Here is a 26,474-nt window from a genome sequence, read left to right as displayed (position 1 = left end):
ACAAGGAGCAGTACACGGATGAGCAAGGCAGTGAAATTGGCGCTGACGCTGGCAGCAGTCGCAACGGTAACCGGGTGCCAGACGGCGCCCCAGCCCCTGTATCAATGGGAGAGCTACCAGCCGCAGGTTTACGAGTACTTCAAAGGCGAGCCCAAGGAAGCGCAGGTGGAAGCACTGGAGCGCGATCTGCAGAAGATCAACGCCAGTGGCCGCAAGGCGCCGCCGGGTTACCACGCGCACCTGGGCATGCTGTACATGAACATGGGCAAGGATGACCAGATGGTGCAGGAGTTTCGCACCGAGAAGGCCCTGTTCCCTGAGTCTGCTGCGTACATGGACTTTCTGTTGAAAAACGCCAAAGCCGGAGTCGCCACTAAATGAGCCTGTTAAAACTCACCGGCGCCTTGCTGGCCCTGGCGTTGCTCGGCGGTTGCGCCGCGCCCAAGACGGTTGATTATTCGGCGTACAAACAGGCGCGGCCCAAGTCGATCCTGGTACTGCCGCCGATCAACGAATCGCCGGAAGTGCAGGCGTCCTACAGCCTGGTGTCGCAAGTCACCTACCCGCTGGCCGAAGCTGGCTACTACGTGTTGCCGATTGCCCTGGTGGACGAAACCTTCCGCCAGAACGGCCTCACCACCGCCAATGATATCCAGGCCGTACAACCGGCCAAGCTGCATGACATCTTTGGTGCGGACGCGGCGCTGTACATCACCATCAGCGAGTACGGCACCCAGTACATGCTGATCTCCAGCGACACCTCGGTGACGGCCTCGGCCAAACTGGTAGACCTGCGCACCGGCACCACCCTGTGGACCGGTTCGGCGCGGGCGTCGAGCGAGGAGGGCAACAACAACGGTGGCGGCCTGGTGGGCATGTTGATCACGGCGGCGGTCAAGCAGGTGATCAACAGCTCTACCGATGCGGCGCACCCGATTGCCGGTATCACCAGTGCGCGGTTGCTGTCGGCAGGGCAGCGCACCGGTATCCTGTATGGCCCGCGTAATCCGAAGTACGGCACGGACTGAGCCGCGTCACCTCTGACGACGGTGCTGTTGGATCAAGTCGATGCGGGTGGCCGTGCCCATGGAGGCGCGGTGCCCGTACACGTTGGCGCCGATGGAACCGTTGTGCAAGGCAACGATTTCGCCGGTGTCGATACTGATCAGCGGTGAGCCGGAAGTGCCGGGTTTCTTGAAGGCATCATGGTAGACCGTGGCCTGATAAGGGCTGCCCTGGTCGTATCCCTTGAGCGTGGTGGGCTGGCCCCTGGCATTTAAAAACGAAATGCCGAGGGCCTCTTGCCCGTGGTTGGGCATGAACACCTTTTGGCCAAGCGATGCCTGGGGGCCGGCGGCCAGCTTCAAGGGCGGGAACTGCTCGGCCAAGGCTTTTTTCTGTTCACCAGGCAAATCAACGCGCAGCTCGGCATAGTCCAGCCGTGCGTCGCCACTGAGCGGCGTGGGGTCCAGCGGCACCTTGCGCTCTACCTTCATCCGCCCGGTACTGTCTTGTTCATACCCCAGCCATAGTTCGAGCTTGCTGCCTTTGGCCAGTGCGTCGCGCACATGCTGGTTGGTCAGCACGCTGTTGCCATCGTTGATCAGCGAGCCGGTCCCCAGCGAACGTGTATGCACGCGTTCGTAGCCCCATGAGTCGCGTGTAACGCTCACTTCGCGAATACTGCCCACGGCCCTGGCGGCTGTATGCATCGGTGTGCCTTTGAGGGTTGCGTTGGCGTGGTTCTGCAAGGAGAACGGCGCTTGTTGCGGTACGGCCATTGGCTCGTGGCGGGGCTCGTACGGTGCTGTCTTCGCTGGCGTCGGCGGTTGCGGCGTAACCTGGAAGGGCGGGGTTGGCGCTGTGCTTGCGTGTGACGCCTGGCTGATTACATCGCCCGGCTTGATGGGCCCCTGGCTGTTGATAAACAGGTCGGCCTGGCCGGCGCCGTTCAGGTCAATGGCCAGGCTGTGGTGGCCTGAGCGCGGATCATAGCCAAGCAACGCCTCACCCGGGCGGCCGCTGAAACTGCGGACAAAGTGCAAGTCCTTGAGACCGGCTGCCCGCAGCGCGGCGGACACGTCGATCCTGTCCTCGCCGCTGGTGAAGTCGGTGATCAGGTCCGGGCGTTGTTCGGTCGACTCGCTGGCGTTGTTATACACAAACGTATCCTTGCCCGGCCCACCGGTAAGGATGTCCTGGCCCAGGCCGCCGGTCAGGCGATTATCGGCATGGTTGCCGATGAGTTGATCAGCACCCGTGCCGCCTATGGCATTTTCCAGTGTCACCCCTTTGGCAATGGAGACGTTGCCTTTCATGCCGCCGACATCGGAGAAGTGTTCAGCCTTCAGGTTGATGGTCTGGGCCTGATGAAACCCTGAAAAATCCAGGGTGTCGTTGCCGCCCCCGTCCCACACGCTGAACACGGGCGCGTCGTCTGGTGAGTTGAGGCTGAGAAAGTCACGCCCGGTATTGGAGTTGAAGCCGTAGACCGTGTCGGTGTCGCGGGTTTTGTAATTGGCACCGTACAGCTTCTGAATGGGGGTGATGTCGTCCATCAGTGGTGCGCTGGCGTAGTGGGTTTGGCCGTTCTTGTTGTGGTCGTGGCCCAGGTGGCAAGCCCACCAGTAACTCATCAGGCTGTAGGCGCGATTGTCCTCGGCGTAGCGGGCGTTTTCAGCGTAGCTGCCGCCATTGTTGTACTTGCCGGGGTGCATGAGCCCCAGGGTATGGCCGATCTCATGGGCCAGCAGATACCGGCTGAAACTACCCTGAGCGAAGGGGCGATTCACGCCATCGGATGCGAACCAGGCTTGTGTGCCATCGCTGTAGATGCCTGGATAAGACGCATGGCCCGATTGGCCTGTCTGGTTCGGGTCATTACCCAGCAACAATTGCCCTTTGGCGTTGGGTGCATTCTCGGTGAAGGTGATATTGGCGACATCCGCCCAAGACTGCAGGGTGCGCCTGGCCTGTTCTTTTTGATGCTGAGAAAACTCGTTGGCGCCGGCGGGGGTGTTGTAGGTGGCTTGCGAGGGTGTGAAAAACCGATAGGAGATGGGTGTGCTGCCGTCCGCGTTTCGCTCTTTCCAACGATAGCCCGTTCGGGTGATTTGCTCTGCCGCTTGCTCGGTGGTGTAGGACGGCTTGTCTGAAGCGGCCCCGGCATAGCGGGGTCGTTCAGCGTATGAGGAAGGCCCATAGCGGTGTGTGAGGTTATTTTTTACGGAGCTCATCGTGATTTCTCTGGTGTAAAAAACCTCCAAGACGTCAAGAAACAGGCTGGTCTGACAGGGAGGCGAACTCACGATATGTGGTTTGTGGGGATGGCACGTTCAGTCGCTTGTGTTTCGAAGTGTGCCGCAACCATTGGGGGCAGGTTTAACCCGTATCGGTGCTGCGTTACGTCTGAGCTATTGAACGGATCATTCACTCACGAGGTTCAGCCCATGTCCCGCTCCGTGCTCTTGCTGCGTCCTGCCGCCCAAGGCTTTGCCGTTACCCTGCTGGTGGCGCTGGCTGGGTGTGGGCTGTCATCGTCCCCCGAAGTTTCCAAACCGGTTGAACCGGCGCCTCTCGCCGAGCTGCACAGCGCGCCGATCCAGAATGCAGTGGTCAAGCGGATGGCCATGCCGACACCGATGGCGGTGCGAGAAATGGCGAAGATGGACTACCGCAGCGAACCCCGCGAGCAATACGCCAACCTGCCGGATAACCCGGTGCATCGCGTCGCCGAAGCTCCGGTCTCCACCTTCAGCATCGACGTCGATACCGGCAGCTACGCGAATGTAAGACGCTTGCTCAACCAAGGTCGTCTGCCACCCGAAGGCGCGGTGCGATTGGAGGAAATGGTCAACTACTTCCCCTACCACTACGCACTGCCCACCGATGGCTCCCCCTTTGGCGTGACCACCGAGCTGGCCGCTACGCCGTGGAACCCGCGCACAAAACTGCTGCGCATCGGCATCAAGGCCTCCGATAAAGCCGTGGCAGAACTGGCGCCCGCCAACCTGGTTTTCCTGGTGGACGTGTCAGGCTCCATGGACCGCCGCGAAGGCTTGCCGCTGGTCAAAAGCACGCTGAAGTTACTGGTGGATCAACTGCGTGATCAGGACCGCGTGTCACTGGTGGTCTACGCCGGTGAATCCCGGGTGGTGCTCAAGCCCACCTCGGGCAGTGAAAAAGCCAAGATCCGCAACGCCATCGAGCAACTCACCGCCGGTGGCTCTACCGCAGGCGCGTCCGGCATCGAACTGGCCTACCAGATGGCCCGCGAAGGCTTTATCGACCAGGGCATCAACCGCATCCTGCTGACCACCGACGGCGACTTCAACGTGGGCGTCAGCGATTTCGACAGCCTCAAGCAAATGGCGGTGGCCCAGCGCAAAAGCGGCGTATCCCTGACTACCCTCGGTTTTGGTGTGGATAACTATAACGAGCATCTGATGGAACAACTGGCCGACGCGGGCGACGGTAACTACGCCTACATCGACAACCTGCGCGAAGCGCGCAAAGTGCTGGTGGAGCAACTCAGTTCGACCCTGGCCGTGGTGGCGCGGGATGTGAAACTGCAGGTGGAATTCAACCCGGCGCAGGTCAGCGAGTACCGCCTGCTGGGCTATGAAAACCGCGCCCTGAAGCGTGAGGATTTCAACAACGACAAAGTCGATGCCGGTGAGATTGGCGCAGGGCACACAGTGACGGCGTTGTATGAAATCGTGCCCAAGGGCGAGAAGGGCTGGTTGGAGCCTTTGCGCTATGCCGCTGCGCCTGCGACCGCGGGCCAATCCGCAGAGCTTGCGATGCTACGGGTGCGCTACAAGCCCGCTGCGGGCGGCAATAGCCAATTGATCGAACGCCCCATCGCCAACCAAACCACCCCGGCCAGCGATGATCTGCGCTTCGCGTCTGCCGTGGCCGCCTTCGCCCAACAGCTCAAGGGCGATGGCCGCTACACTGGCACCATGAGTGTGCAAGACACCGCCAAACTGGCACGCTCGGCCCGCGGCGATGACCCGTTCGGGCTGCGCAACGAATTCGTGCAACTGGTGGAATTGGCCCAAAGCCTCAAACCCGAATCTCGAACACAACAATGAACCAATGTGGGAGCTGGCTTGCCTGCGATGCAGACAACTCGGTCCATCAGGCACACCGAGTGGATGCCATCGCAGCGGTGCGACGATTCGACAAGCCAGCTCCCACACTAATCCTGCTTCGGCTGACCAAAAGGAGTTCGCCCATTACATGGCCGTTCCAGATGACTCACCCAGCGACGAATCGCTGCTGGCCCGCTACCGAACCGGTGACGCTGGCGCCTTCGAAGCCTTGTACAGCCGCCACCGCCAGGGCCTGTACCGCTTCCTCGTGTCCCTGTGCAACAAAGCCGAACTGGCCGAAGAAATCTACCAGGACACCTGGCTCAGCCTGATCCGCAGCACCACCCAGCCACAAGGCCGGGCGAGTTTTCGCACCTGGTTGTTCCAGATCGCCCGCAACCGCCTGATCGACCACTGGCGCAAGCACGGCATCCACAACCCCCTGCATGACAGCTACGATGAACAGCTGCACGCCCAGGCCGACGACAGCGACGGCCCCGAGCAGCAACTGACCCTCAGCCGCGACCAGGCGCGCCTCGATGCTGCCCTGCAAGCGTTGCCCGAAGACCAGCGCGAAGTGTTTCTGCTGCGCCTGCACGGCGAGCTCGAAGTACCGCAAATCGCCACCCTCACCGGCGCCCCGCTGGAAACCGTAAAAAGCCGCCTGCGCTACGCCCTGCAAAAATTGCGGCGCCTGCTGGCCGAGGAGGTACCTGTATGACTGACCCCCGACACACCCCGGACGACGCGCTGCTCCAGCACTACCGTCAACACAGCATGGGCGAACCGCCCGCGTCCCTCGACGCCTTCATCCTCAGCGCCGCCCGTCGCGAAGCCCCGCAGCCGCAACCCAGCCTGTGGCAACGCTGGCTGCAAGCCTGCCAACGCCCGCGCTGGCAAATGGCATTCGCCACCGTCGCCGGGTTGGCACTGATGATCGGCGTGGTCATGCGCTCCCCCGTGCCGCAACCTGAAATCTCCACCGCGACATTCTCTGCGCTGCACCACGAAGAAGCCGCTCAGCCAGCGCCACAGGCATTTTCCGCACCTGCACCCATGGCCCGGATGGCGATAGCGCCCCGAGTTGAAAGTGCGCCAGCTCAAGCCGAAAGCGCAGTGGCGGATCAGCCAGCGCTGAAACTCAGCAAACGGGCGCTGCCGACGTTGGAAGAGGGTCTGCAGGAAATTGTGAACTTGCGTCGAGCGGGTGAAACCAGGGCCGCGGATGAAAAACTGCTGGCGCTGTACCAACGCTTTCCCGAGGAGGACTTGCCGGCGCGGTTGGAGACTCTACAGAGGCATTGAGTTGCCTTTACTCCCTTAACAGCCCTATACCTGAATCGGGTATGGGGCTTGTACTAATATTTACAAGTAACTATCTTTTTTTGCGCTTGGATCGTTAGGTTTAATTAGTTGGGAGTAGGCGAAGAAGCTGTCAAGTAGCTAGAAGTAGGGTTGATAGCCCCAAGTGAGGGCTGTGGTTTGAGATAAGGGGATTTCGTTATAAGTTAAAAAGCGTAAATTCTTTTTAAGATATAGCAGTTAATAGTTTTAGCTTTAGCTCTTCTGAAAATTCGACTTCATATATCATGGAGACTATTAATTCGTGAAGAAGATCTCTATTGACAATGTTGTCGGCAACCCAAACTGCAATGTTTTCCATTTCTGAGACAAAATCAGAAACTGCATAGTGGTAGCCGTTTAGCTTTAGAAAATAAGCTCCTAGTGCGATGGAAGATCGCTTGTTACCATCGTTAAAAGCGTGGTTCTTGTTTATCGAATAAACCAAAAAAGTAAGCTTGTCTTCTATTTTAGGGTAGTAGTCATCATTTTTGACGTGCTCTAACGGGCTGTCAATATTTCCAATGTTAAAAATGCCTGCTCTGCCTCCTGAATTGTTAATGATCCAATCATGAATGCTGACAGCGTGGGAGGTGTCGAAATAAAAAAACATGATGCCGCTACCGGTCTTTTAGTCTTTTGAATACAGCAAGCAATTCCGGGTCGGCCAGACGTTCTTCCAGTGATTTGCTAGTCTCCCCTAAGAAACGCTCGAAATCTGCTTCCGGCACGGTTTGAATATAACCTTCTAGTTTTTCATGCAGGGCTTCTCTGAAGCAGAGGTCTCTACTCGCCATTTTTACTCGGGCTTCATTTAAAACAGGCCTTAAATATGGATTGTTTTCTGCTCTTTTGATTAGTTGGTCGAGTTCAACAGGTTTTAATTTTCTGTTATGGGTTTCGTGGAAAAGTTTCATTTCGCTAGCTAAGCCGCTTTCAAAACTCGCTATAGCACGAATCACTTCCGCGTACAGAGTCTCTCGCATACTTTCTTTTTCTGCGAGGTTCAATATTTTCTTATATTCTGTTGCGTTTTCATGAAAGATTGCTTGGTATATTTTATTGGTGTACATGCCAAACTTCATAGGGCCCATTTCCAAGTAAGCGCTAAGTGCATTTGTGAACTCTGCACGATGGCTATGCTCTTGAAAAGCAGCAGGTAGGTAGTCTTGGTCTCGTTGATTAATAAACTTGGTATGTCCGCCAGATCGCTCAGCCATAACGTCTATGACAATATCAAGTAAGCGTGAGCGAATGATTTTTGCTTGCTCGCTCTCGGTGAGCAGCATTGCTAAATTAAGTAGGGAGCGAAACGAAAACAATCCTAGAATGCTGGTTTTGGTACCCTCGCTGACGAGGGTACCATGAGCTAACTCCTTGAAATCTCTGAGGTTTTTACCTTTTATCAGGCGATAGCCATTTGCCTTTAGCTCGTCAGCGTGGCCCGTTATGTAACGCTCAATAGTCGCTTCACTAATATCAAAAAGCTCGATTAACTGCTGTTTAGTGAATACCGTTTCACCATCGTAAGTGATCCCTCCTAGGGCGAGATGCTGCTCAGCATGAGCGAGTGCAAATTTATTGTTCAGCACGTTCTGCCTTTCTTTTGCTGAGGTAGTAAAGTCAGTAGCCATAAAAACCCTTAAAAATCATTAAATTAGGAGTTTCTTTAGATGCCTTTCAGCGGATTGTACGTATTGAATGAGTTTATTGGATATTTGCCTGCGTTGGGGAGTATTCGCACTGCGAATTCTACCTGATAAGGCCGATTATTCTGCGGAGGGCTGCATGTGCTTAGAAACAAAAAAGCCCCAGATCTCTCAACCTGAGGCTTTTCCATTCCACATCTGGTGCACCCGGCGGGATTCGAACCCACGACCCCTGCCTTCGGAGGGCAGTACTCTATCCAGCTGAGCTACGGATGCTTGTGCGGGCGACATCATACCCATGTCGACCTGATGCGTCCATTCCGGCATTTCCCCCGCCCCCTGTCGTCCATTTCCGACAAAAAATGGCTAATTGCCACCCTCATTCACAACTCCCCGCGCCGCACGTCCCTTTGTTTGCTTTGCTCTTGTGGCTTTAACCCGCTTCCACGCCGCAATTCCTCAGGTGAACGCATGCATTCCAAAGGAACCGTGATGCTCGATCTCCCGCTCAGACAAACCCTGCTGGCTCGCTCCGATTTGTTTCGAGGTATGCCGGAGCATCTCTTGCGCTACGTCGCCACCCATATGGTGGAGCGCACGCTGGATGATCGTGAGCTGTTGTATTTCAAGGATGACACCCTCGAATTCATTGCGCTGGTGGTGGAGGGCCGGATTTATTCGGTGGTGCATGGGCCGGATGGGCGCGAGCAGATTATCGGCAGTACCGGGGCTGGGCAGGTGGTGGGGGAGACGGCGTTGATCAAGGATCATGGGCGCGAGTCTTCTACCTTTGCCAGCGGGCCCACGCGGTTGTTGCAGTTGGGGAGCCGGCATTTTGCTGTGTTGTTTGAGGAGCCGGTGTTTCTGCGGCGCCTGTTGATGCTGATGATGCTGCGTTTGTTGCAGGCCATCGAGTTGCTGGAGTTGGTGTGTCTGCATCGGCTGGAGTCGCGGTTGGCGCGGTTTTTGTTGGCCAACCTGGGTGAGATCGACCTGGCGTTGGCTTTGCCCAGTGTGTCGTTGCCCGCGAGCCAAGGGGTGTTGGCGTCGATGCTGAATACCAGTCGCCCCAAGTTGAATGTGCAGCTGCAAGTGTGGCGGCGCAGTGGGGTGATCAGCGGCGATCTGGAGCGCATGGTGATCAATGATGTTGAGCATTTGAGGCGCAAGGCTTTTGCGCTGAATTAGTTGTGGTGGTGTTCCCCAGGTAACAGCGTACCCCCGTCGAGCCCTCGCAGACTGGCCCTTCATCAAGGATGCACAGGAGTGCTGGCGATGGGGATGACAGTTCAGTTCAAGGATCAATGGGCCGCCGATGACCGTTTGTTCGAAGCGAGTTGGCGTGCTGTGCACGGCGAGCTCAGGCGCCGGGCGTTGCGGCGGGCCAAGGGCAATCTGGATCAGGGCCAGGAGTGGTTGTCGGCGACGGCGATCAAGGCCCTGCTTTTTTTTCGGCGTTCGCCGGAGCGCATTCGTGACCCCGAGGGGTTTCTGTTTCTGGTCCTCGACCATGTGTTTCTCGACAGCTTGCGGCGCAGCAAGCGCGAGGGGCGGTTGTTCGATGATTCGGTGGATCTTGAACACGATCACCTGGCCGCGCTCGCCGCGCCCTGCGCCTCGGTGCTGGAGCGGGTGGAATGTTATGAGCGCCTGGAGCAGATCGAGGCGCACGTCGCACGGTTACCGCTGTTGCAGCAGCGCTTGTTCGAGATGCGTTTCGTCGACGACCTGCCTTACCCGCAAATTGCCGCCGAGCTGCACGTGAAGCTGCCGCTGGTGCGCAAGCGTGTGCAACTGCTGCGCAGTGCTTTGCGCTGAAGGTGATTCACACATGTTGGCGTGGGGCGTTCTAGTGGTATGAGCGCAGCACGCCGCCGCTATCCACACCCAAACCTGGGTGAATGCCATCAAGGAGAGATGTATGACAGAGGTCAACAGCCAGATCACCGACGCGGTCACGCAAACCAACGTCAAGGTGGTGGCCGAGGCGCCGGCCCAGGCCATCGCGTCGCTGTACCAGGTGGCCAGCAGCGCGGCGGGCCTGTCGTTGCAGAACGCGGTCAACAGCCAGCAGGCGATGAACCAGATTTCCAACGCGGTGATCTCCAAGGCCGTGGCGCTGATCATGCAGATTGGCGAGAAGGGCTGAGCCCTCGGGAGATTGATTATGTCGTGGTTCAGCAGAAAGAAACCCGCCGCCTCCCAAGCAACGCCCGCCGCCGATCCACCTGCGCCGGCGCCTACCGCACCGGCCTCGCGCTCGATCATGGCGCGCATGAACGAGCACTTGCTCAATCAGGTGAGCGCGCCGTCATCCGACAGCACGGCGGCGCTCAATAGCCAGATTGTGCAGGCGGTGCAGTTCACCAATTCGCAGAACTTTGCCTATGCGCCGGCGCAGATCGCGGTGCCGGCCGACATGATGATCAGCCAGGCGGCCGGGCTGGTGGCGCAAGCGGCGGCGGGGTACTTCGACGGGGTCAGCAAGATCGCTCTGGCGGCCCAGGCCGTGCTGCTCCAGCAAATGACCGAGAACATCGTCAAGGACAACCTGCCGGCCGCTGCCGAAGACGCCCTGGGCGCCTTGGCCACCGACCTGCTGGTAGGCGCCGCTGCCGCCGTGGCTGCCGCTGCCGGTGCGATGGAGGCCGAAGCCGCCAGCGTGGCGATCGACAAGATCGACCAGAGCATCGCCAAGTACGCCGACACCCTGGCCAACCGGGCCGCGCCAGCGGCCTGAACCGAGCACAGCGCTCCAGCGTTCTGCTGGGGCGGTGCAACAGCAACTTGAAAGCAACTTTTCTTGAGTGAGGAGCGACATCATGCAGCCTGGAGATATTATTTTTTCCGTCAAACAAGATGACGACAGCGCAACGCGGGCGTTTATCAAAGCCGGTCAACTGGTCAAGGCCAAGGTGTTCTCGCAGGACACGACCTACCTGAATGTGGTTCACCCGGCGATCGCAGTGAGCGACACGATGGTGATCGAAAGTGTCGGCAGTGGCCTGGCCCTGACCGACCTGAGCCTGGAAAAACCGCCGCGCTCGGCAATGGTGTTTTCCTGCGTGGATACCGAGTTGGGCGAGGCGGCGACGGTGGCTGCCAAGCAGTTCTACTTCGACAAGATCGGCGGTGATATTCGGGGCCGCTACAGTGTGTGGAACGCGATGATTTCGGCTTTCCGGCGCTGGACTTCCGATACCAGCCTGGTGACGCGGATCAACGAGTCCATCGACATTGGCAGCGGGTCCTTTTGTTCGCAGTTTGCGGCCAACTGCTATGAAGTCGGCAACCTCTACAACGAGGCCAATCTGCTGCCGCCTCCGCCGGCCATTTTCCCCAACCAGCCCAGCGCCATAACGCCTGCGGAGTTGGCGACCTTCTGTGATTCGTCGCCGCATTTTTATTTTGCCGGTTTCTGGCAGGACAACGTTGAGGTGCGGCTTTAGCGGGCGGGTCGTGGCCAAGGCATCTCCCAAGGAGGTCGATGTGCAACCCTCGGTTCTGTCCACCGATGACCGCCAGCGGCTCGAAGCGATGCTGCGCAACCCGCAGATTTTCGCCGGAACGCCCCAGGCCATCGTCGACGAAACCCTCAAACGCGCTACCGAAGTGCTTGCGCAATCGAAGGCCAACGAACAAGCGCTTAAGACGGCTGCCCAGCAGCGCGAGGCGGCGCTACGCCAAATGCTGAACGGCGCGGCCTCGGACCAGGACGCGCAACGCAAGGAAGTGCAGGCATTGATCCAAGGGTTGATCGCCCAGATTGAAGCGGCGCTGGGCCCCACTGCAAAACCTTGACCCTGCGTTTCACAGCGCCTGTTTCGCAACGTTCATTGATGAACACGGAATGCACCGTGTACTAAATAAGGAAATTGATCATGCCATTAGTCAACGAGCAAATTACCGACGCGGTCACCCAGACCAACGTCAAAGTGGTGGCCGAATCGCCAGCGATGGCGATGAGCACTATTTATCAATCCATGGCGCAGGCCACGGCGATTCTGTTCCAGAACGCGGTGTCGGCCCAGCAGCAGCAAAACACCCTGGCCCAGGCGGCCACCAACCAGGGCGTGATGCAGATCTACAGCGTCGATACCACCGCAGGTGCGGCGGCCACCGAGAAAGTCGCCCAGGGCGGCGTGTCGGATAACCTCACCAGTCTGTTGACCGTGCTCAAGTCGTTCCAGCCTTAAGCACTGAGCAATAACGGATGTTGTTCTTTCTCAACCCAGGAGTTTCAACCATGAGTACAGTCAGCCCGCAAATCACCGATGCCGTCACCCAGACCAACGTCAAGGTGGTTGCCGAATCACCCGCGATGGCCATGAGCACCATCTATCAATCCATGGGCCAGGCCACGGCGATCCTGTTCCAGAACTCGGTCTCGGCCCAACAGCAACAAAACACCCTGGCTCAGGCGGCCACCAACCAGGGCGTGATGCAGATCTACAGTGTCGACACCACCGCTGGCGCCGCCGCCACCGAAAAAGTCGCCCAGGGCGGCGTGGCCGACAACTTGACTAGCCTGCTGGCCGTGCTCAAGTCGTTCCAACCTTAAGCTGCAAGGTCCCCAACAGCCCCGGCGCCCACCTGGCTCCGGGGCTGTTGTCGTGTGGGCACTTGATCCGAAAGATGAGCCGGATGCGCCATATTCGTTCTTTTTTTCGAACATCCTATTGCCCTGTACCCCCATTGATCCTAGGATTCGTTTGAGATTTCAAACGCTCTGTCTCCCGTGCGCTTTTCACCTATCCTGGCGTGCTGGACTGATTTCCCTGACGGCAGCCCCTGGCCGATGCCGTGTAGGAGCGAGCTTGCTCGCGAAAATCGTTAATGATGACGTCGCGTTTCTGGTTTTACGCGGCGCCTTTGAATTTTTCGCGAGCAAGCTCGCTCCTACAAAGACATCGCCCACAAGGCGCCTTTCAACAACTCTAATTCGCTCCGCGTGCGCGCGGTGCTGTTAAGGAAAGCCGACATGCAGCTCAAAGATACCCAGTTGTTCCGCCAGCAAGCCTTTATCGATGGCGCTTGGGTCGATGCGGACAATGGTCAAACCATCAAGGTCAACAACCCGGCCACGGGCGAGATTCTCGGCACCGTGCCGAAGATGGGCGCCGCGGAAACCCGCCGCGCCATCGAAGCCGCCGACAAGGCCCTGCCAGCCTGGCGTGCACTCACCGCCAAGGAGCGCGCCAACAAGCTGCGCCGCTGGTTCGAGCTGCTGATCGAAAACCAGGACGACCTCGGCCGCCTGATGACCCTTGAACAAGGCAAGCCGCTGGCCGAAGCCAAGGGCGAAATCGTCTACGCCGCCTCCTTTATCGAGTGGTTCGCTGAAGAAGCCAAGCGCATTTACGGTGACGTGATCCCCGGCCACCAGCCCGACAAGCGCCTGATCGTGATCAAGCAGCCTATCGGCGTGACCGCCGCCATCACCCCGTGGAACTTCCCTGCGGCGATGATCACCCGCAAAGCCGGCCCGGCCCTGGCCGCCGGTTGCACCATGGTGATCAAGCCTGCCTCGCAAACCCCGTTCTCGGCCCTGGCCCTGGTTGAGCTGGCGCACCGCGCCGGTATCCCCAAAGGCGTGCTCAGCGTAGTCACCGGCAGCGCCGGCGACATCGGCGGCGAGCTGACCAGCAACCCGATCGTGCGTAAATTGTCCTTCACCGGCTCGACCGAAATTGGTCGCCAGCTGATGGCCGAATGCGCCAAGGACATCAAGAAAGTCTCCCTGGAGCTGGGCGGTAACGCACCGTTCATCGTGTTCGACGACGCCGACCTGGATAAGGCCGTCGAAGGCGCGATCATCTCCAAGTACCGCAACAACGGCCAGACCTGCGTCTGCGCCAACCGCCTGTACATCCAGGATTCGGTGTACGACGCCTTCGCTGAAAAGCTCAAGGTGGCGGTGACCAAATTGAAGATCGGTAACGGTCTGGAAGACGGCACCACCACCGGCCCGCTGATCGACGAAAAAGCCGTGGCCAAGGTGCAGGAACATATCGCTGATGCCCTGAGCAAAGGCGCCAAGCTGTTGGCCGGTGGCAAGGTGATGGAAGGCAACTTCTTCGAACCGACCATCCTGGTCGACGTGCCGAAAAACGCCGCCGTGGCCAAGGAAGAAACCTTCGGCCCGCTGGCGCCACTGTTCCGCTTCAAAGACGAAGCCGAAGTGATCGCCATGTCCAACGACACCGAGTTCGGCCTGGCCTCCTACTTCTACGCCCGCGACCTGGGCCGGGTGTTCCGTGTGGCCGAGGCCCTGGAATACGGTATGGTCGGCGTCAACACCGGGTTGATCTCCAACGAAGTGGCGCCGTTCGGCGGCATCAAGGCCTCGGGCCTGGGCCGTGAAGGCTCCAAGTACGGGATCGAGGACTACCTGGAAATCAAATACCTCTGCCTGGGTATCTAAGGCACGGGATTGCAGTAAACGCAGAGGGCACGAGAGCGCTGCCCCTTTGCGTGTTTCACATGGTTATTCGCAGTGGCCGGGAAAGCTGTGGCAGTCGATCATCGCATGCTGCCGTAGTTGCCTCCCCGCCACCTATCCTTGAGCCACGCCGCCCGATGAGCGGCGAATGAGGACTTTATGAGCAAGACCAACGCATCCCTGATGAAACGCCGCGAAGCCGCTGTACCGCGCGGTGTTGGCCAGATTCACCCGATCTTCGCCGACTCTGCGAAGAACGCCACCGTGACCGACGTTGAAGGTCGCGAGTTCATCGACTTCGCCGGCGGTATCGCCGTGCTGAACACCGGCCACGTGCACCCGAAAATCATCGCGGCCGTGACCGAGCAACTCAACAAGCTGACCCACACCTGCTTCCAGGTATTGGCCTACGAGCCCTACGTGGAAGTGTGCGAAAAAGTCGCCGCCAAGGTGCCGGGTGATTTCGCCAAGAAAACCCTGCTGGTCACCACCGGTTCCGAAGCGGTGGAAAACGCCGTGAAGATCGCCCGCGCCGCTACAGGCCGTGCCGGTGTGATCGCCTTCACCGGCGCTTACCACGGCCGCACCATGATGACCCTGGGCCTCACCGGTAAGGTCGTGCCTTACTCGGCCGGCATGGGCTTGATGCCGGGCGGCGTGTTCCGTGCGCTGTACCCGAACGAACTGCACGGTGTGAGCGTCGACGACTCCATCGCCAGCATCGAGCGCATCTTCAAGAACGATGCCGAGCCGCGTGATATCGCTGCAATCATCATCGAGCCGGTGCAGGGCGAAGGCGGCTTCTACGTCGCGCCAAAAGCCTTCATGAAGCGCCTGCGCGAACTGTGCGACAAGCACGGCATCCTGCTGATCGCCGACGAAGTGCAAACCGGTGCCGGCCGTACCGGTACCTTCTTCGCCATGGAACAGATGGGCGTTGCCGCCGACCTGACCACCTTCGCCAAATCCATCGCAGGCGGCTTCCCGCTGGCCGGTGTGTGCGGCAAGGCCGAGTACATGGACGCCATCGCCCCAGGCGGCCTGGGCGGCACCTATGCCGGTAGCCCGATTGCCTGCGCCGCGGCCCTGGCGGTGATGGAAGTGTTCGAAGAAGAGCACCTGCTGGACCGCTGCAAGGCTGTGGGCGAGCGCCTGGTGACCGGCCTCAAGGCTATCCAGGCCAAGTACCCGGTGATCGGCGAAGTGCGTGCCTTGGGCGCGATGATCGCGGTCGAGCTGTTCGAAGACGGCGACACTCACAAGCCAAACGCTGCTGCCGTTGCCTCCGTGGTAGCCAAGGCACGTGACAAGGGCCTGATCCTGCTGTCCTGCGGTACCTACGGCAACGTATTGCGCGTACTGGTGCCGCTGACCTCGCCGGACGAGCAGTTGGACAAGGGCCTGGCGATCATCGAAGAGTGCTTCTCCGAACTCTGACACGCCCCCCTGTAGGAGCGAGCTTGCTCGCGAAAAACCCCCAGGCACCGCGTTTCAAAGGCCGCCCAGGTTTTCGTTGACGACCTTCGCGAGCAAGCTCGCTCCTACAAAAAGAAAAAGCAAAAAACCGCTTCGGCGGTTTTTTTGTGTCTGCTTCATTGTACGCAGGCGCCTGCATTGTCTAAGGTGCAAGCATTGCCGATGGAGCGTGCTGGATGACTGCTGTTGATTTACCCGCTGTACCCCGAGTGTTAATCGCTGAAGCAGACCCTTGGTCGCGGGATCTGCTCAAGCAAGTGCTGTTGAATGTGCGCTGTGACGCACGGCTGGATGTGTGCGCCGATGGGCAGCACGCCGCCACGCTGTTGGGCGAAAAAACCTATGATCTGATCCTGGCAGATTGGGAGCTGCCGGGCGTCGATGGCCTGAGCCTGCTGCGCAGCGTGCGCCAGAAGCGCCGTTCGCTGCCGTTTATCTTGCTGAGCAGTCGCAGCGACAGCGCCAGCGTACGCGAAGCCTTGCCCCTGGCGCCCACGGCGTACCTGACCCGCCCGTTGAACATGGAGAGCCTGACCCAGCGCCTGCAAGATCTGCTGCTTAACGAAGGCGAAAGTGTGTATTGCCAGATCCCGGCGCTGGCACCGGGAATGACCTTGCCGGCATTTCTGGAGCGGCGCCGCGAGGTTTGCGATGGCGCGCCGTTGCGGGTGGACGTGAAAGCCGCCGTGCAAAGCAGCCTGGGCCCCGAAGGCGTGGACCTGCAGCAGCTCGAAGACCTGGTGCGCATGGACCCGCAAATCACCGCCGTGCTGATCGCCGCCGCCAACAGCGCCGGGTATCACGGCACGCCGGTGCAGACCCTGCACGCAGCCCTGAACAAGCTGGTTCCCGGGCAAAGCATGAACCTCATCCTGGGCCTTGCCCTCAAGCACAACGTGGTGCTGGGTGACCCAGGGCTGGTGGCCTACGCCGAGCGGCACTGGCAGTTGTCCGAGGACAGCGCCGAGTACGCCCGGCGTCTGGCGCGGATGTTGGAACTGGATCATCAGCGCTGCTACAGCGCCTGCATCCTGCATCGGTTGGGCGATCTGGCCTTGTTGCGCAGCCTGGAAGACTGGCGCCAGGGCGGCGGCGCCCTGGATGACGAAGCCATCGGCGAATCCCTCGACGCGTTTGGCGCCGCCTATGGTTCGGCGTTACGCATCCGTTGGCGCTTGCCGTTGGAGTTGCGGCAGTTGATCGCCGGGATCTATTCGCTTGAAGGCGGGGTGTATTCCCGCGAAGCCCTGGTGGTGAACCTGGCGGTGCAAATGGCGCGGCTGACCGAGCACGAAGGGCTCGAAGAACTAGCCGCCAGCAAGACCGCGCGGCTGCTCAAGGTCGGCTTGTCGGAACTGACCCGAGTGCGCAAAACCTGAAACCCACACCGATCAATTGTGGGAGCTGGCTTGCCTGCGATAGCGGTGGGGCAGCCAAGACGCCATCGCAGGCAAGCCAGCTCCCACAGTTGATCAGTATTAACCGGCTATAACGCGGTTCTTGCCCTGGCGTTTTGCTTCGTACATTGCCGCATCCGCCCGGGCGAACAGGCTGTCGAGGGTGGAATCATCTTCACGCAGGCTGGCCAGGCCCTGGCTGACGGTCACATTGAATTCATGCCCCTCATAGCTGAACACCAGCGCCTGGATTTCCTTGCCCAACCGCTCGGCGACCTGCAAGGCCATCTCCGGTGGGCAACCCGGCAACACGGCGGCGAATTCTTCGCCGCCAATGCGCCCGAACAGGTCGCCACGACGCAATACCCCGCGACCACTCTCGGCGATGCGCCGCAGCACCTGATCGCCCTCCAGATGGCCGTAGGTGTCGTTGACGTCCTTGAAGTCATCGATGTCCAGCAGCAGAAACGCCAGCGGCGTACCCTGAACGCAGGCGTTGTCGAACGCCTGGTTGGCGCATTCGAAAAAGTACCGGCGGTTGCTGCTTTGGGTCAGCACGTCGGTGGTGGCCAGACGGTGCAGTTCCAGCTCCAGCAGCTTCTTTTCGGTGATGTCCTCGGCCATGCCCACCACGATCAGCGGTTCGCCCGGCACCACCTGCTGGTTGATATAGCACTTGTCACTTAGCCAGCGGATTTGCCCGTCGGCGGTGATGATGCGGTACTCGCGATCTTCCACGGCGCCTTGTTCCAGCACGCGGGCCAGGCTGTGTTCGGCGTAATCGAGGTCTTCGGGGTGCACGCTGTTGCGCCATTCGCGGTGGTCAGCCAACAGCAAACCGGCCGAACGGCCAAAAATGCGCTCGTAGGCCGGGCTCACATACAGCACGCGCCGGCTTTCCCAATCGATGGCCCAGAGCACGGCGTTCACGCTGACCAACAGCGAGCTGAGCAATTGCTCGCGCTCACTCAGCCGCTCTACTTCGCCCTGGGCATGCATCAGCGCCAACAGGGTGGCCGCCGCGGCTGGACGCGGCGGCTCGGCAGTGGGCACATCGGGCAGGCAGGGCTTTTCGTGAACCATCGGTACAACTCTCTCTGGGCGCGCCGCAGGATGGAGCAGCGGTCACTACAAGGGGTCACCATGATGGCGAAGTGTTCTTTTAGAGAGGGGATTTGCGGTGAAGTTCCGTGATCGGCGTGGATTGACGGTGCCCGGAAAATGGCGCCAAAAAGCCAGTGTCCGGGAGGGCGAGCCCTCCCAAACTACCGTCAGGCCGCTGCAGGGCGCAGCGAGTAGGTCTTCAACTGGTGGGCGAAGTCGCGCAGGGATTGAATGCCACTGGCCTCGGCTTCGTGCACCCATTCCTTGATCGCGGCCAGCATGTCGTGACCATTGGTGCTGGTCTTGAGCCAGATCTGCTGCAGCGCCAGGCGCTTTTCATAGATCACGGTCAGCGCATGGCTGTGTTCCAGCATACTTTGGATGCGCAGGTGGTGACGGTCATCCAGCAGGCTGGTTTCCCGTGACAACAGGCGCTTGGCACGGTGGAACTGGTGGCGCACCGAATGATCGACCTTCTCCAGCTCCTGCTTGACCAGTGGGCCAATCACCAACTTGCGGTATTGGGCCATGATCTGGAAGCGGTTGTTGAGGATCGCCATGGCGGTGTCCATGTCCAGGCTGCCCTTGCCTTCGACGCGGTGGGCGATGGGGGCCACACGTTGCACCTTGGCCAGGCGCAGGAAACTGAACACCTTGATCCAGGCCCAGCCCAGGTCGAACTCCCACTTCTTCACCGACAGCTTGGCCGAGTTGGGGTAGGTGTGGTGGTTGTTGTGCAGCTCTTCGCCGCCGACGATGATGCCCCACGGCACCAGGTTGGTGGCGGCGTCACGGCATTCGAAGTTGCGATAGCCCACGGCGTGGCCCAGGCCGTTGATGACGCCGGCGGCCCAGAATGGAATCCACATCATCTGGATCGCCCAGATGGTGATACCGATGGTGCCGAACAGCAGCAGGTCGATCACACCCATGAGCGCCACGCCCAACAGCGGGTAGCGCGTGTAGAGCTTGCGTTCGATCCAGTCGTCCGGGCAGTTCTTGCCGTAGATGCGCAGGGTCTCGGGGTTTTCCGCCTCGGCACGGTACAGCTCGGCGCCTTTGCGCAGCACCGTGGACAGGCCTTTGATCACCGGGCTGTGCGGGTCATCGACGGTTTCGCATTTGGCGTGGTGCTTGCGGTGGATGGCAGTCCACTCGCGAGTGTTCTGCGCTGTGGTCAACCACAGCCAGAAGCGGAAGAAGTGTTTCAGGCCGGCATTGAGCTCAAGCGAGCGATGGGCCGAATAACGGTGCAGATAGACAGTGACCCCAATAATGGTCACGTGGGTCATCAACAGCGTGACTGCCACCAGTTGCCAGGCTGACAGGTCAAGAAAACCGTTGTACCACATAGGCTGTATGGCCCTCAGATAAAGAAAAGAACAGCTCACGCATTATCACTAAGCCTACAGAGAAAACCAGCCGCTCTTTCAGATAGGAGTGACTGGATGTTTCTTATTCTATAATCCCCAGCCTTCGTAGGGCGATTCTGTTTTTTTGGTAAGGATTACTGACCATATGCTGTTTTCATACCGAGGAGCCCTACGTGCGGGGCTGGTATACCTGCTGATTTCCGTTGTATGGCTCAGGCTCAGCCACCAATTATTGATCAACTTTATCGATGAACCGCAGGCGCTGGCGCACTGGCTGCAACTTCGCGGCTACGTTTGGGTGGCCCTGAGTGCACTGGCTATCTACTTCATGGGCAGACGTTTTGCCCGTGCCCATCAACTGCAGCTGCCCCTGAAAGAAAACCGCGAACGCCTGCAACAGGCCGCCGCCGTGTTCGATTGCACCCGCGAGGGCGTGTTGGTCACCGATGCCCAGGGCCTGATCGTTCACGTCAACCGGGCATTCATGGAGATCACGGGTTACAGCCGTGACGACGTCATGGGCCAGCCGCCCAGCCTGTTCAAGTCCGGGCGCCATTCGTCGGCTTTCTACCAGCAGATGTTCCAGACCCTGGATCGCGAGGGCGAATGGAGCGGCGAGATCTGGAACCGCCGCAAAAGCGGCGAGGTGTACCCACAATGGCAAACCATCCGCGTCATTCGCGATGACCAGAGCCACATCAGCCATTACGTCGCGGTATTCTCGGACATCAGCGCCATCAAGGACTCCGAACACGAACTGGCGCACCTGGCCCATCACGACCCGCTCACCGACCTGCCCAACCGTCTGCTGTTTACCGACCGTGCCGAGCAGGCCCTGGCCTCGGCGCAAGTGCACAAGCGTGGCTGTGCCTTGTTGTTGATGGACCTGGACCACTTCAAGATCATCAATGACAGCCTTGGCCACAATGTTGGCGACCAGTTGCTCAAGTTGGTGGCTGACCGTCTCAAGGGCCTGTTCGGGCCCGGGGTGACACTCGCGCGCCTGGGCGGCGACGAATTCGCCGTGCTGGCGGAAAGTTGCCCACAGGTGATCCAGGCCGCTGCCTTGGCGCAGCGTATGCTCAATGCCATGAAGGACCCGTTTGTTTTTGACGGTAATCAGCTGTTTATCAGCGCCAGTATTGGTATCAGCCTCTTTCCCAGCGATGCCTTGAGCGCCGAACAACTGCTGCGCAACGCCGACTCTGCGTTGTTCAAGGCCAAGAGTGCCGGTCGCGAAGGTTATGCCCTGTACACCGAAGAGCTGACCGCTCACGCGCAGAATCGCGTGGAAATCGCCAGCGAACTGCGCCGCGCCCTCGATCAGCAGGAGCTGCGTGTCCACTACCAGCCGGTGCATAACCTGCGCGAAAGCCGTTTGGTGGGCGTTGAAGCGCTGGTGCGCTGGCAGCATCCGGAGCGCGGCCTGGTGCCTCCTGGCGAATTTATCCCGATCGCCGAGCGTACCGGGTTGATCGCCGATATCGACGCGTGGGTGATGGATCAGGCGTGCCGGCAGATGTGCCAATGGCTGGCGGACGGCGCGCCGTTGGGCTTTATCGCGGTCAACGTCTCCAGCCGCCTGTTTGCCCGGCGTGAACTCTACGAACAAGTGGCGCAAGTACTGCACGACACGGGCCTGGACCCGGCGTTTCTTGAGCTGGAAGTCACCGAAAGCGCCGTGATGGACGACCCCGAAGTGGCCCTGGAGCAACTGCACCGCCTGCGTGAACTGGGTTTGCGCCTGGCCATCGACGACTTCGGCACCGGCTACTCCTCGCTGCTGCGCCTCAAACGCCTGCCGGTGCAGAAGCTGAAGATTGACCAAGGCTTCGTCGCCGGTCTGCCCTGGGATGAAGACGACGCTGCGATCGTGCGCGTGGTCATCGCCCTGGCCAAAAGCATGGGTATGCAGGTGCACGCCGAAGGGATCGAACAGGTCGAACAGGCGCGGTTCCTGCTGGATCAGGAGTGCGACATGGGCCAGGGGTACTGGTTTGGACGACCGATGCCGGCCGACGCTATCGACTGGACCCGAGCACCTCTGATCCGCCAGGACTGACGCGGTCAATGTGGGAGCCGGGCTTGCCCGCGAAGGCGGTGTGTCAGTCGCTGCATGTGTTACTGCACCGCCGCTTTCGCAGGCAAGCCAGCTCCCACAGGGTTCTGCGGCGCCTGTGCATGAGCGTTTTTTTTGTGGAAACCCTTGCAACCCCATGCCCTATCAGAAAATTCTTTCTGGTTATATAAACATTCTTAAATAGTATTTTTAAGAATATCCACGCTTATCTACTATCGCCCTCACGCCGCAAGCAGTGCCGCCACTGCCAGGCACTATTCATTTCAGGAGCGAGACCATGAGCGCATCTCTACGTAGCGTCGACGGCCAGGACGAAGCAGCCATTTTGCGTGAGATCCAGAGCGCCTTGCGCGATCTGCGTTTTGGCGCGGTGGAAATTACTGTGCATAACGCCCAAGTGGTACAGATCGAACGCAAGGAAAAATTCCGTCTGCAGAACCCCGGTAACAAACCCGCCTAAGAATAAGTCACCAGTAGGAGCGAGCTTGCTCGCGAAAAACGCCAACGATAACGCAGCGCATCAGGTTTAACGCGGTGCTTCTGGGTTTTTCGCGAGCAAGCTCGCTCCTACAGGGTTGCGCCAACATACAAGAATTTCAGGAGCTTCTATGTCGTCGATTCGCCGTTATGCCTTGGCCGCGCTGGCCAGTGCCGTGTTTGCCGGTTCCGCTGTTGCCAAAGACTATGAGCTGCTCAACGTCTCGTACGACCCGACCCGTGAGCTGTATCAGGACTACAACGCAGAGTTCACCCACTTCTGGAAGCAGTCCCATCCCGGCGACAACGTCAAGATCCAACAGTCCCACGGTGGCTCCGGCAAGCAAGCACGCGCAGTGATTGACGGCCTGCGCGCCGACGTAGTGACCCTGGCCCTGGCCGGTGACATCGATGAAGTCGCCAAGCTGGGCAAGACCCTGCCGGAAAACTGGCAAACCCGCCTGCCGGACGCCAGCACCCCATACACCTCGACCATCGTGTTCCTGGTGCGCAAGGGCAACCCCAAGGGCATCAAGGATTGGGGCGACCTGATCAAGAAAGACGTGTCGGTGATCACGCCCAACCCGAAAACCTCCGGTGGTGCGCGCTGGAACTTCCTCGCCGCCTGGGCCTATGGCCTCAAGGCCGGTGGCAGCGAAGCCAAGGCTCAGGAATACGTAAAGGAGCTGTTCAAGCACGTTCCGGTACTGGACACCGGCGCCCGGGGTTCTACCATTACTTTCGTCAACAACGGTCAAGGTGACGTGTTGCTGGCCTGGGAAAACGAGGCGTTCCTGGCCCTGAAAGAAGACGGCGGCGCCGACAAGTTCGACATCGTCGTGCCGTCCCTGTCGATCCTGGCGGAACCGCCGGTGGCTGTGGTCGACAAGAACGCCGAAAAAAAGGGCAATACCGAGATCGCCACCGAATACCTCAAACACCTGTACAGCCCGGCTGGCCAGGAGATTGCGGCGAAAAACTTCTACCGCCCACGCGATGCAAAAGTAGCCGCCAAATACGTGCAGCAGTTCCCGAAACTGGACCTGGTGACTATCGACAAAGACTTCGGCGGCTGGAAAACTGCCCAACCGAAATTCTTTAACGACGGTGGCGTGTTCGACCAGATCTATACGGCGCAGTAAGCCAAAGTAACTGTAGGGGCCTGACTTTCTGTAGGAACTGGGCTTGTGTGGGAGCTGGCTTGCCTGCGATAGCATCACCGTGGTGTGGCTGATACACCGAGGTGCCTGCATCGCGGGCAAGCCCGGCTCCCACAGAAAAGCCAGCTGCCACAGAAAGCGCGCTCCTACAGTGGTTTCTACCCTTTAACCAAGGACTCTTATGTCGCGTCGTATCTCCCCCGTCATACCCGGCTTCGGGCTGACGCTGGGCTACACCGTCGTGTACCTCAGCCTGATCGTGCTCATCCCGCTGGCGGCGATGTTTGTACACGCCGCTCAACTCACCTGGGACCAGTTCTGGAACATCATCTCCGCGCCTCGCGTGCTGGCGGCGTTGAAGCTGAGCTTCAGCACCGCGTTGTACGCCGCGCTGATCAATGGCGTGATCGGTACGCTGCTGGCCTGGGTACTGGTGCGCTACACCTTCCCCGGCCGCAAGATCATCGATGCGATGATCGACCTGCCGTTCGCCTTGCCTACAGCCGTCGCCGGTATTGCCTTGACCGCGCTGTATGCGCCTAACGGCCTGGTTGGCCAGTTCGCCACAGACCTGGGCTTCAAGATCGCCTATACCCCCCTGGGCATCACCCTGGCGCTGACCTTCGTGACCTTGCCCTTCGTGGTGCGCACCGTGCAGCCGGTACTTGCCGATATCCCCCGGGAAGTCGAAGAGGCCGCTGCCTGTCTGGGCGCCAAGCCGCTGCAGGTGTTCCGCCATATCCTCGTGCCGGCGTTATTGCCTGCCTGGCTGACCGGGTTCGCGCTGGCCTTCGCCCGTGGTGTGGGTGAGTACGGTTCGGTGATCTTCATCGCCGGCAACATGCCGATGAAAACCGAAATCCTGCCGTTGCTGATCATGGTCAAGCTGGACCAATACGACTACCGCGGCGCCACCTCCATTGGTGTGTTGATGCTGGTGGTTTCCTTTGTCTTGCTGCTGCTGATCAACTTGTTGCAGCGGCGCATCGAACGTCCATAAGGAGGCGCGGAACATGTCCCAATCGTCTATTTCCGCCGCGTCCTCGGCCAACGCAGCCCGCCGTGGCAGCGCGACGTCGCGACGTATCCTGATCGGCCTTGGCTGGCTGGTGTTTGCCCTGTTCCTGCTGTTGCCGCTGGTGATCGTGGTGTCCCAGGGCCTGAAGAATGGCCTCGGCTCGTTCTTCACCGCGATTCTTGAGCCGGACGCGCTGTCGGCGCTGAAACTCACGGTGATCGCCGTGGCGATTTCGGTGCCGCTCAACCTGGTGTTTGGCGTCAGCGCGGCCTGGTGTGTGAGCAAGTATTCGTTCCGTGGCAAAAGCATCCTGGTCACGTTGATCGACCTGCCGTTCTCGGTTTCACCGGTGATTGCGGGCCTGGTCTACGTGTTGATGTTCGGCGCCCAGGGCTTCTTCGGGCCGTGGTTGCAAGACCATGACATCCAGATCGTGTTCGCCCTGCCGGGCATCGTGCTGGCGACCATCTTCGTCACCGTGCCATTCGTGGCCCGGGAGCTGATCCCGCTGATGCAGGAGCAGGGCACCCAGGAAGAAGAGGCCGCGCGCCTGCTGGGCGCCAATGGCTGGCAGATGTTCTGGCATGTCACCGTGCCGAACATCAAATGGGGCCTGATCTACGGCGTGGTGCTGTGTACGGCGCGGGCCATGGGTGAGTTCGGCGCAGTGTCGGTGGTGTCCGGCCACATTCGCGGCGTGACCAACACGCTGCCACTGCATGTCGAGATTCTTTACAACGAATACAACCACGTTGCCGCGTTTGCGGTGGCCAGCCTGTTGCTGATCCTGGCGCTCTTCATCCTGCTGCTCAAGCAGTGGAGCGAGAACCGAATCAACCGCCTGCGCAACAGCGCCGGTGAGGAATAAGTCATGTCGATCGAAGTCCGTAATGTCAGCAAGAACTTCAACGCCTTCAAGGCCCTGGACAGCATCAACCTGGATATCCAGAGTGGCGAGCTGGTGGCGTTGCTCGGCCCGTCCGGCTGTGGCAAGACCACCTTGCTGCGCATCATCGCCGGCCTGGAAACCCCGGACGCCGGCAGCATCGTGTTCCACGGCGAAGACGTCTCCGGCCACGATGTACGTGATCGCAACGTCGGCTTTGTGTTCCAGCACTACGCGCTGTTCCGCCACATGACCGTGTTCGACAACGTCGCTTTCGGCCTGCGCATGAAGCCGAAAAACCAACGCCCCACCGAAAGCCAGATCGCCTCCAAGGTTCATGAACTGCTGAACATGGTGCAGCTTGATTGGCTGTCAGATCGTTACCCGGAACAACTCTCCGGTGGTCAGCGCCAACGTATCGCCCTGGCCCGCGCCCTGGCGGTTGAGCCCAAGGTGCTGTTGCTGGACGAACCCTTCGGCGCCCTCGATGCCAAGGTACGTAAGGAGCTGCGCCGTTGGCTGGCGCGCCTGCACGAAGATATCAACCTGACCTCGGTCTTCGTGACCCACGACCAGGAAGAGGCCATGGAAGTCGCCGACCGTATCGTGGTGATGAACAAGGGCGTGATCGAGCAGATCGGTTCACCGGGAGACGTTTACGAAAACCCGGCCAGCGATTTTGTTTATCACTTCCTGGGTGACTCCAACCGCCTGCATTTGGGCGAAGACAAGCACCTGCTGTTCCGCCCCCACGAAGTGTCGTTGTCACGCCATGAACTGGAAGACCACCATGCGGCGCAAGTGCGGGATATTCGTCCGTTGGGCGCGACTACTCGCGTGACCCTGCAGGTTGAAGGCCAAAGCGAGCTGATTGAGGCCGAAGTGGTGAAAGACCATGACAGCCTTACCGGGTTGGCCCGTGGCGAGACCCTGTTCTTCAAACCCAAGGTCTGGCAAAAAGCCTAATAACACTGC

The 26,474-nt window shown here is 59.6% G+C and carries 27 protein-coding genes and 1 tRNA gene; 22 read left to right on the top strand and 6 right to left on the bottom strand.

The features are described from left to right. Positions 1 to 18: 18 nt before the first annotated feature. A complete protein-coding gene (locus tag JFT63_RS18610) occupies positions 19 to 381 on the top strand; it encodes a DUF4810 domain-containing protein (RefSeq protein ID WP_032901737.1) in 363 nt (120 codons plus the stop codon). Further along, on the top strand, positions 378 to 1,028 hold the full coding sequence (locus JFT63_RS18605; protein WP_005783625.1) for a DUF799 domain-containing protein: 651 nt from the start codon (positions 378 to 380) through the stop codon (positions 1,026 to 1,028). The genes JFT63_RS18610 and JFT63_RS18605 overlap by 4 nt, the downstream gene beginning before the upstream one ends. Positions 1,029 to 1,034: 6 nt before the next feature. Here the strand turns inward: JFT63_RS18605 and JFT63_RS18600 are convergent, their stop codons facing one another. Then, complete coding sequence (locus JFT63_RS18600) at positions 1,035 to 3,236, bottom strand: M10 family metallopeptidase C-terminal domain-containing protein (RefSeq protein WP_198844494.1); 2,202 nt, start codon at positions 3,234 to 3,236, stop codon at positions 1,035 to 1,037. Between the two features lie 213 nt (positions 3,237 to 3,449). Between JFT63_RS18600 and JFT63_RS18595 the strand changes: the two genes are divergently transcribed. The 3 genes from JFT63_RS18595 to JFT63_RS18585 all read left to right on the top strand — a co-directional run bounded on the left by JFT63_RS18595 (position 3,450) and on the right by JFT63_RS18585 (position 6,401). Next, positions 3,450 to 5,096, top strand: a complete 1,647-nt coding sequence (locus tag JFT63_RS18595) for a vWA domain-containing protein (RefSeq protein WP_198844493.1) — start codon at positions 3,450 to 3,452, stop codon at positions 5,094 to 5,096. Between the two features lie 148 nt (positions 5,097 to 5,244). Then, on the top strand, positions 5,245 to 5,817 hold the full coding sequence (locus JFT63_RS18590; RefSeq protein ID WP_198844492.1) for an RNA polymerase sigma factor: 573 nt from the start codon (positions 5,245 to 5,247) through the stop codon (positions 5,815 to 5,817). After that, positions 5,814 to 6,401 carry a hypothetical protein gene (locus tag JFT63_RS18585; RefSeq protein ID WP_198844491.1) on the top strand — a complete coding sequence of 196 codons (588 nt, stop codon included), beginning with the start codon at positions 5,814 to 5,816 and terminating at the stop codon, positions 6,399 to 6,401. Before JFT63_RS18590 ends, JFT63_RS18585 begins: the two co-directional genes overlap by 4 nt. Before the next feature lie 223 nt (positions 6,402 to 6,624). On the opposite strand, the gene JFT63_RS18580 is transcribed toward JFT63_RS18585, so the two are convergent. The 3 genes from JFT63_RS18580 to JFT63_RS18570 all read right to left on the bottom strand — a co-directional run bounded on the left by JFT63_RS18580 (position 6,625) and on the right by JFT63_RS18570 (position 8,362). Next, positions 6,625 to 7,050 (bottom strand): type II toxin-antitoxin system death-on-curing family toxin, encoded by a 426-nt coding sequence (locus JFT63_RS18580; RefSeq protein WP_198844490.1) that lies wholly within the window; start codon positions 7,048 to 7,050, stop codon positions 6,625 to 6,627. A 7-nt stretch (positions 7,051 to 7,057) separates the two neighbouring features. Next, positions 7,058 to 8,071 carry a DNA-binding protein gene (locus tag JFT63_RS18575; protein WP_198844489.1) on the bottom strand — a complete coding sequence of 338 codons (1,014 nt, stop codon included), beginning with the start codon at positions 8,069 to 8,071 and terminating at the stop codon, positions 7,058 to 7,060. A gap of 214 nt (positions 8,072 to 8,285) precedes the next feature. Then, positions 8,286 to 8,362: transfer RNA gene (locus tag JFT63_RS18570), tRNA-Arg, on the bottom strand. Positions 8,363 to 8,578: 216 nt separating this feature from the next. Here JFT63_RS18570 and JFT63_RS18565 point away from each other — a divergent pair. From JFT63_RS18565 to JFT63_RS18515, 11 genes are all read left to right on the top strand, one after another. Continuing rightward, on the top strand, positions 8,579 to 9,274 hold the full coding sequence (locus tag JFT63_RS18565) for a Crp/Fnr family transcriptional regulator (RefSeq protein WP_198844488.1): 696 nt from the start codon (positions 8,579 to 8,581) through the stop codon (positions 9,272 to 9,274). 87 nt (positions 9,275 to 9,361) lie between these two features. Then, complete coding sequence (locus JFT63_RS18560; protein WP_198844487.1) at positions 9,362 to 9,904, top strand: RNA polymerase sigma factor; 543 nt, start codon at positions 9,362 to 9,364, stop codon at positions 9,902 to 9,904. 103 nt (positions 9,905 to 10,007) lie between these two features. Further along, entirely contained in the window at positions 10,008 to 10,235 is a 228-nt protein-coding gene (locus JFT63_RS18555; RefSeq protein ID WP_003187543.1) for a RebB family R body protein, read from the top strand. Positions 10,236 to 10,253: 18 nt separating this feature from the next. Then, on the top strand, positions 10,254 to 10,826 hold the full coding sequence (locus tag JFT63_RS18550; protein WP_198844486.1) for a hypothetical protein: 573 nt from the start codon (positions 10,254 to 10,256) through the stop codon (positions 10,824 to 10,826). 82 nt (positions 10,827 to 10,908) lie between these two features. Further along, on the top strand, positions 10,909 to 11,535 hold the full coding sequence (locus tag JFT63_RS18545) for a hypothetical protein (protein ID WP_003187547.1): 627 nt from the start codon (positions 10,909 to 10,911) through the stop codon (positions 11,533 to 11,535). Positions 11,536 to 11,575: 40 nt separating this feature from the next. Then, complete coding sequence (locus tag JFT63_RS18540) at positions 11,576 to 11,887, top strand: hypothetical protein (protein WP_198844485.1); 312 nt, start codon at positions 11,576 to 11,578, stop codon at positions 11,885 to 11,887. A gap of 80 nt (positions 11,888 to 11,967) precedes the next feature. After that, on the top strand, positions 11,968 to 12,282 hold the full coding sequence (locus JFT63_RS18535) for a RebB family R body protein (protein ID WP_003187550.1): 315 nt from the start codon (positions 11,968 to 11,970) through the stop codon (positions 12,280 to 12,282). Positions 12,283 to 12,332: 50 nt separating this feature from the next. Continuing rightward, a complete protein-coding gene (locus JFT63_RS18530) occupies positions 12,333 to 12,647 on the top strand; it encodes a RebB family R body protein (protein ID WP_003187551.1) in 315 nt (104 codons plus the stop codon). Positions 12,648 to 13,067: 420 nt separating this feature from the next. Continuing rightward, positions 13,068 to 14,510 (top strand): NADP-dependent succinate-semialdehyde dehydrogenase, encoded by a 1,443-nt coding sequence (gene gabD / locus JFT63_RS18525; RefSeq protein WP_003187552.1) that lies wholly within the window; start codon positions 13,068 to 13,070, stop codon positions 14,508 to 14,510. 177 nt (positions 14,511 to 14,687) lie between these two features. Then, entirely contained in the window at positions 14,688 to 15,965 is a 1,278-nt protein-coding gene (gene gabT / locus JFT63_RS18520; RefSeq protein WP_014716416.1) for a 4-aminobutyrate--2-oxoglutarate transaminase, read from the top strand. Positions 15,966 to 16,180: 215 nt separating this feature from the next. Next, positions 16,181 to 17,383: an HDOD domain-containing protein gene (locus JFT63_RS18515; RefSeq protein ID WP_198844484.1), complete on the top strand. Its 1,203-nt coding sequence runs from the start codon at positions 16,181 to 16,183 to the stop codon at positions 17,381 to 17,383. 99 nt (positions 17,384 to 17,482) lie between these two features. Here the strand turns inward: JFT63_RS18515 and JFT63_RS18510 are convergent, their stop codons facing one another. Both JFT63_RS18510 and desA read right to left on the bottom strand, forming a co-directional pair. Then, entirely contained in the window at positions 17,483 to 18,484 is a 1,002-nt protein-coding gene (locus JFT63_RS18510) for a sensor domain-containing diguanylate cyclase (protein ID WP_057702339.1), read from the bottom strand. Positions 18,485 to 18,672: 188 nt separating this feature from the next. Beyond that, positions 18,673 to 19,857 (bottom strand): delta-9 fatty acid desaturase DesA, encoded by a 1,185-nt coding sequence (desA, locus tag JFT63_RS18505; protein ID WP_057702340.1) that lies wholly within the window; start codon positions 19,855 to 19,857, stop codon positions 18,673 to 18,675. Positions 19,858 to 20,023: 166 nt separating this feature from the next. On the opposite strand from desA, the gene dibA reads away from it, so the two are divergent. The 6 genes from dibA (at position 20,024) to JFT63_RS18475 (ending at position 26,465) form a co-directional block, all read left to right on the top strand. Then, complete coding sequence (gene dibA / locus JFT63_RS18500; RefSeq protein ID WP_198844483.1) at positions 20,024 to 21,940, top strand: phosphodiesterase DibA; 1,917 nt, start codon at positions 20,024 to 20,026, stop codon at positions 21,938 to 21,940. A 295-nt stretch (positions 21,941 to 22,235) separates the two neighbouring features. Then, positions 22,236 to 22,418, top strand: coding sequence for a sulfur starvation response protein OscA (gene oscA, locus JFT63_RS18495; RefSeq protein WP_010565387.1), 183 nt, complete (start codon positions 22,236 to 22,238; stop codon positions 22,416 to 22,418). A gap of 148 nt (positions 22,419 to 22,566) precedes the next feature. Beyond that, positions 22,567 to 23,577: a sulfate ABC transporter substrate-binding protein gene (locus tag JFT63_RS18490; RefSeq protein ID WP_198844482.1), complete on the top strand. Its 1,011-nt coding sequence runs from the start codon at positions 22,567 to 22,569 to the stop codon at positions 23,575 to 23,577. A gap of 199 nt (positions 23,578 to 23,776) precedes the next feature. Continuing rightward, positions 23,777 to 24,595 carry a sulfate ABC transporter permease subunit CysT gene (gene cysT / locus JFT63_RS18485; RefSeq protein ID WP_005783708.1) on the top strand — a complete coding sequence of 273 codons (819 nt, stop codon included), beginning with the start codon at positions 23,777 to 23,779 and terminating at the stop codon, positions 24,593 to 24,595. A gap of 13 nt (positions 24,596 to 24,608) precedes the next feature. Then, positions 24,609 to 25,481 (top strand): sulfate ABC transporter permease subunit CysW, encoded by an 873-nt coding sequence (gene cysW / locus JFT63_RS18480; RefSeq protein WP_057702343.1) that lies wholly within the window; start codon positions 24,609 to 24,611, stop codon positions 25,479 to 25,481. 3 nt (positions 25,482 to 25,484) lie between these two features. Beyond that, on the top strand, positions 25,485 to 26,465 hold the full coding sequence (locus JFT63_RS18475; RefSeq protein WP_057702344.1) for a sulfate/molybdate ABC transporter ATP-binding protein: 981 nt from the start codon (positions 25,485 to 25,487) through the stop codon (positions 26,463 to 26,465). Positions 26,466 to 26,474 lie beyond the last annotated feature (9 nt).

Origin of the sequence: Pseudomonas sp. MF7453 (assembly GCF_016405455.1) — a bacterium.
In the GTDB taxonomy this organism is placed as follows: domain Bacteria; phylum Pseudomonadota; class Gammaproteobacteria; order Pseudomonadales; family Pseudomonadaceae; genus Aquipseudomonas; species Aquipseudomonas paralactis.
Note: the sequence above shows the minus strand (reverse complement) of the source record. Positions and strands in the feature narration are given on the sequence as shown.

Bases quoted from the DNA above. Each gene is read 5' to 3' on its own strand.
- JFT63_RS18610 (WP_032901737.1), top strand. From the start codon at position 19: ATGAGCAAGGCAGTGAAATTGGCGCTGACGCTGGCAGCAGTCGCAACG.
- JFT63_RS18605 (WP_005783625.1), top strand. From the start codon at position 378: ATGAGCCTGTTAAAACTCACCGGCGCCTTGCTGGCCCTGGCGTTGCTC.
- JFT63_RS18600 (WP_198844494.1), bottom strand. From the start codon at position 3,236: ATGAGCTCCGTAAAAAATAACCTCACACACCGCTATGGGCCTTCCTCA.
- JFT63_RS18595 (WP_198844493.1), top strand. From the start codon at position 3,450: ATGTCCCGCTCCGTGCTCTTGCTGCGTCCTGCCGCCCAAGGCTTTGCC.
- JFT63_RS18590 (WP_198844492.1), top strand. From the start codon at position 5,245: ATGGCCGTTCCAGATGACTCACCCAGCGACGAATCGCTGCTGGCCCGC.
- JFT63_RS18585 (WP_198844491.1), top strand. From the start codon at position 5,814: ATGACTGACCCCCGACACACCCCGGACGACGCGCTGCTCCAGCACTAC.
- JFT63_RS18580 (WP_198844490.1), bottom strand. From the start codon at position 7,050: ATGTTTTTTTATTTCGACACCTCCCACGCTGTCAGCATTCATGATTGG.
- JFT63_RS18575 (WP_198844489.1), bottom strand. From the start codon at position 8,071: ATGGCTACTGACTTTACTACCTCAGCAAAAGAAAGGCAGAACGTGCTG.
- JFT63_RS18565 (WP_198844488.1), top strand. From the start codon at position 8,579: ATGCTCGATCTCCCGCTCAGACAAACCCTGCTGGCTCGCTCCGATTTG.
- JFT63_RS18560 (WP_198844487.1), top strand. From the start codon at position 9,362: ATGGGGATGACAGTTCAGTTCAAGGATCAATGGGCCGCCGATGACCGT.
- JFT63_RS18555 (WP_003187543.1), top strand. From the start codon at position 10,008: ATGACAGAGGTCAACAGCCAGATCACCGACGCGGTCACGCAAACCAAC.
- JFT63_RS18550 (WP_198844486.1), top strand. From the start codon at position 10,254: ATGTCGTGGTTCAGCAGAAAGAAACCCGCCGCCTCCCAAGCAACGCCC.
- JFT63_RS18545 (WP_003187547.1), top strand. From the start codon at position 10,909: ATGCAGCCTGGAGATATTATTTTTTCCGTCAAACAAGATGACGACAGC.
- JFT63_RS18535 (WP_003187550.1), top strand. From the start codon at position 11,968: ATGCCATTAGTCAACGAGCAAATTACCGACGCGGTCACCCAGACCAAC.
- JFT63_RS18530 (WP_003187551.1), top strand. From the start codon at position 12,333: ATGAGTACAGTCAGCCCGCAAATCACCGATGCCGTCACCCAGACCAAC.
- gabD (WP_003187552.1), top strand. From the start codon at position 13,068: ATGCAGCTCAAAGATACCCAGTTGTTCCGCCAGCAAGCCTTTATCGAT.
- gabT (WP_014716416.1), top strand. From the start codon at position 14,688: ATGAGCAAGACCAACGCATCCCTGATGAAACGCCGCGAAGCCGCTGTA.
- JFT63_RS18515 (WP_198844484.1), top strand. From the start codon at position 16,181: ATGACTGCTGTTGATTTACCCGCTGTACCCCGAGTGTTAATCGCTGAA.
- JFT63_RS18510 (WP_057702339.1), bottom strand. From the start codon at position 18,484: ATGGTTCACGAAAAGCCCTGCCTGCCCGATGTGCCCACTGCCGAGCCG.
- desA (WP_057702340.1), bottom strand. From the start codon at position 19,857: ATGTGGTACAACGGTTTTCTTGACCTGTCAGCCTGGCAACTGGTGGCA.
- dibA (WP_198844483.1), top strand. From the start codon at position 20,024: ATGCTGTTTTCATACCGAGGAGCCCTACGTGCGGGGCTGGTATACCTG.
- oscA (WP_010565387.1), top strand. From the start codon at position 22,236: ATGAGCGCATCTCTACGTAGCGTCGACGGCCAGGACGAAGCAGCCATT.
- JFT63_RS18490 (WP_198844482.1), top strand. From the start codon at position 22,567: ATGTCGTCGATTCGCCGTTATGCCTTGGCCGCGCTGGCCAGTGCCGTG.
- cysT (WP_005783708.1), top strand. From the start codon at position 23,777: ATGTCGCGTCGTATCTCCCCCGTCATACCCGGCTTCGGGCTGACGCTG.
- cysW (WP_057702343.1), top strand. From the start codon at position 24,609: ATGTCCCAATCGTCTATTTCCGCCGCGTCCTCGGCCAACGCAGCCCGC.
- JFT63_RS18475 (WP_057702344.1), top strand. From the start codon at position 25,485: ATGTCGATCGAAGTCCGTAATGTCAGCAAGAACTTCAACGCCTTCAAG.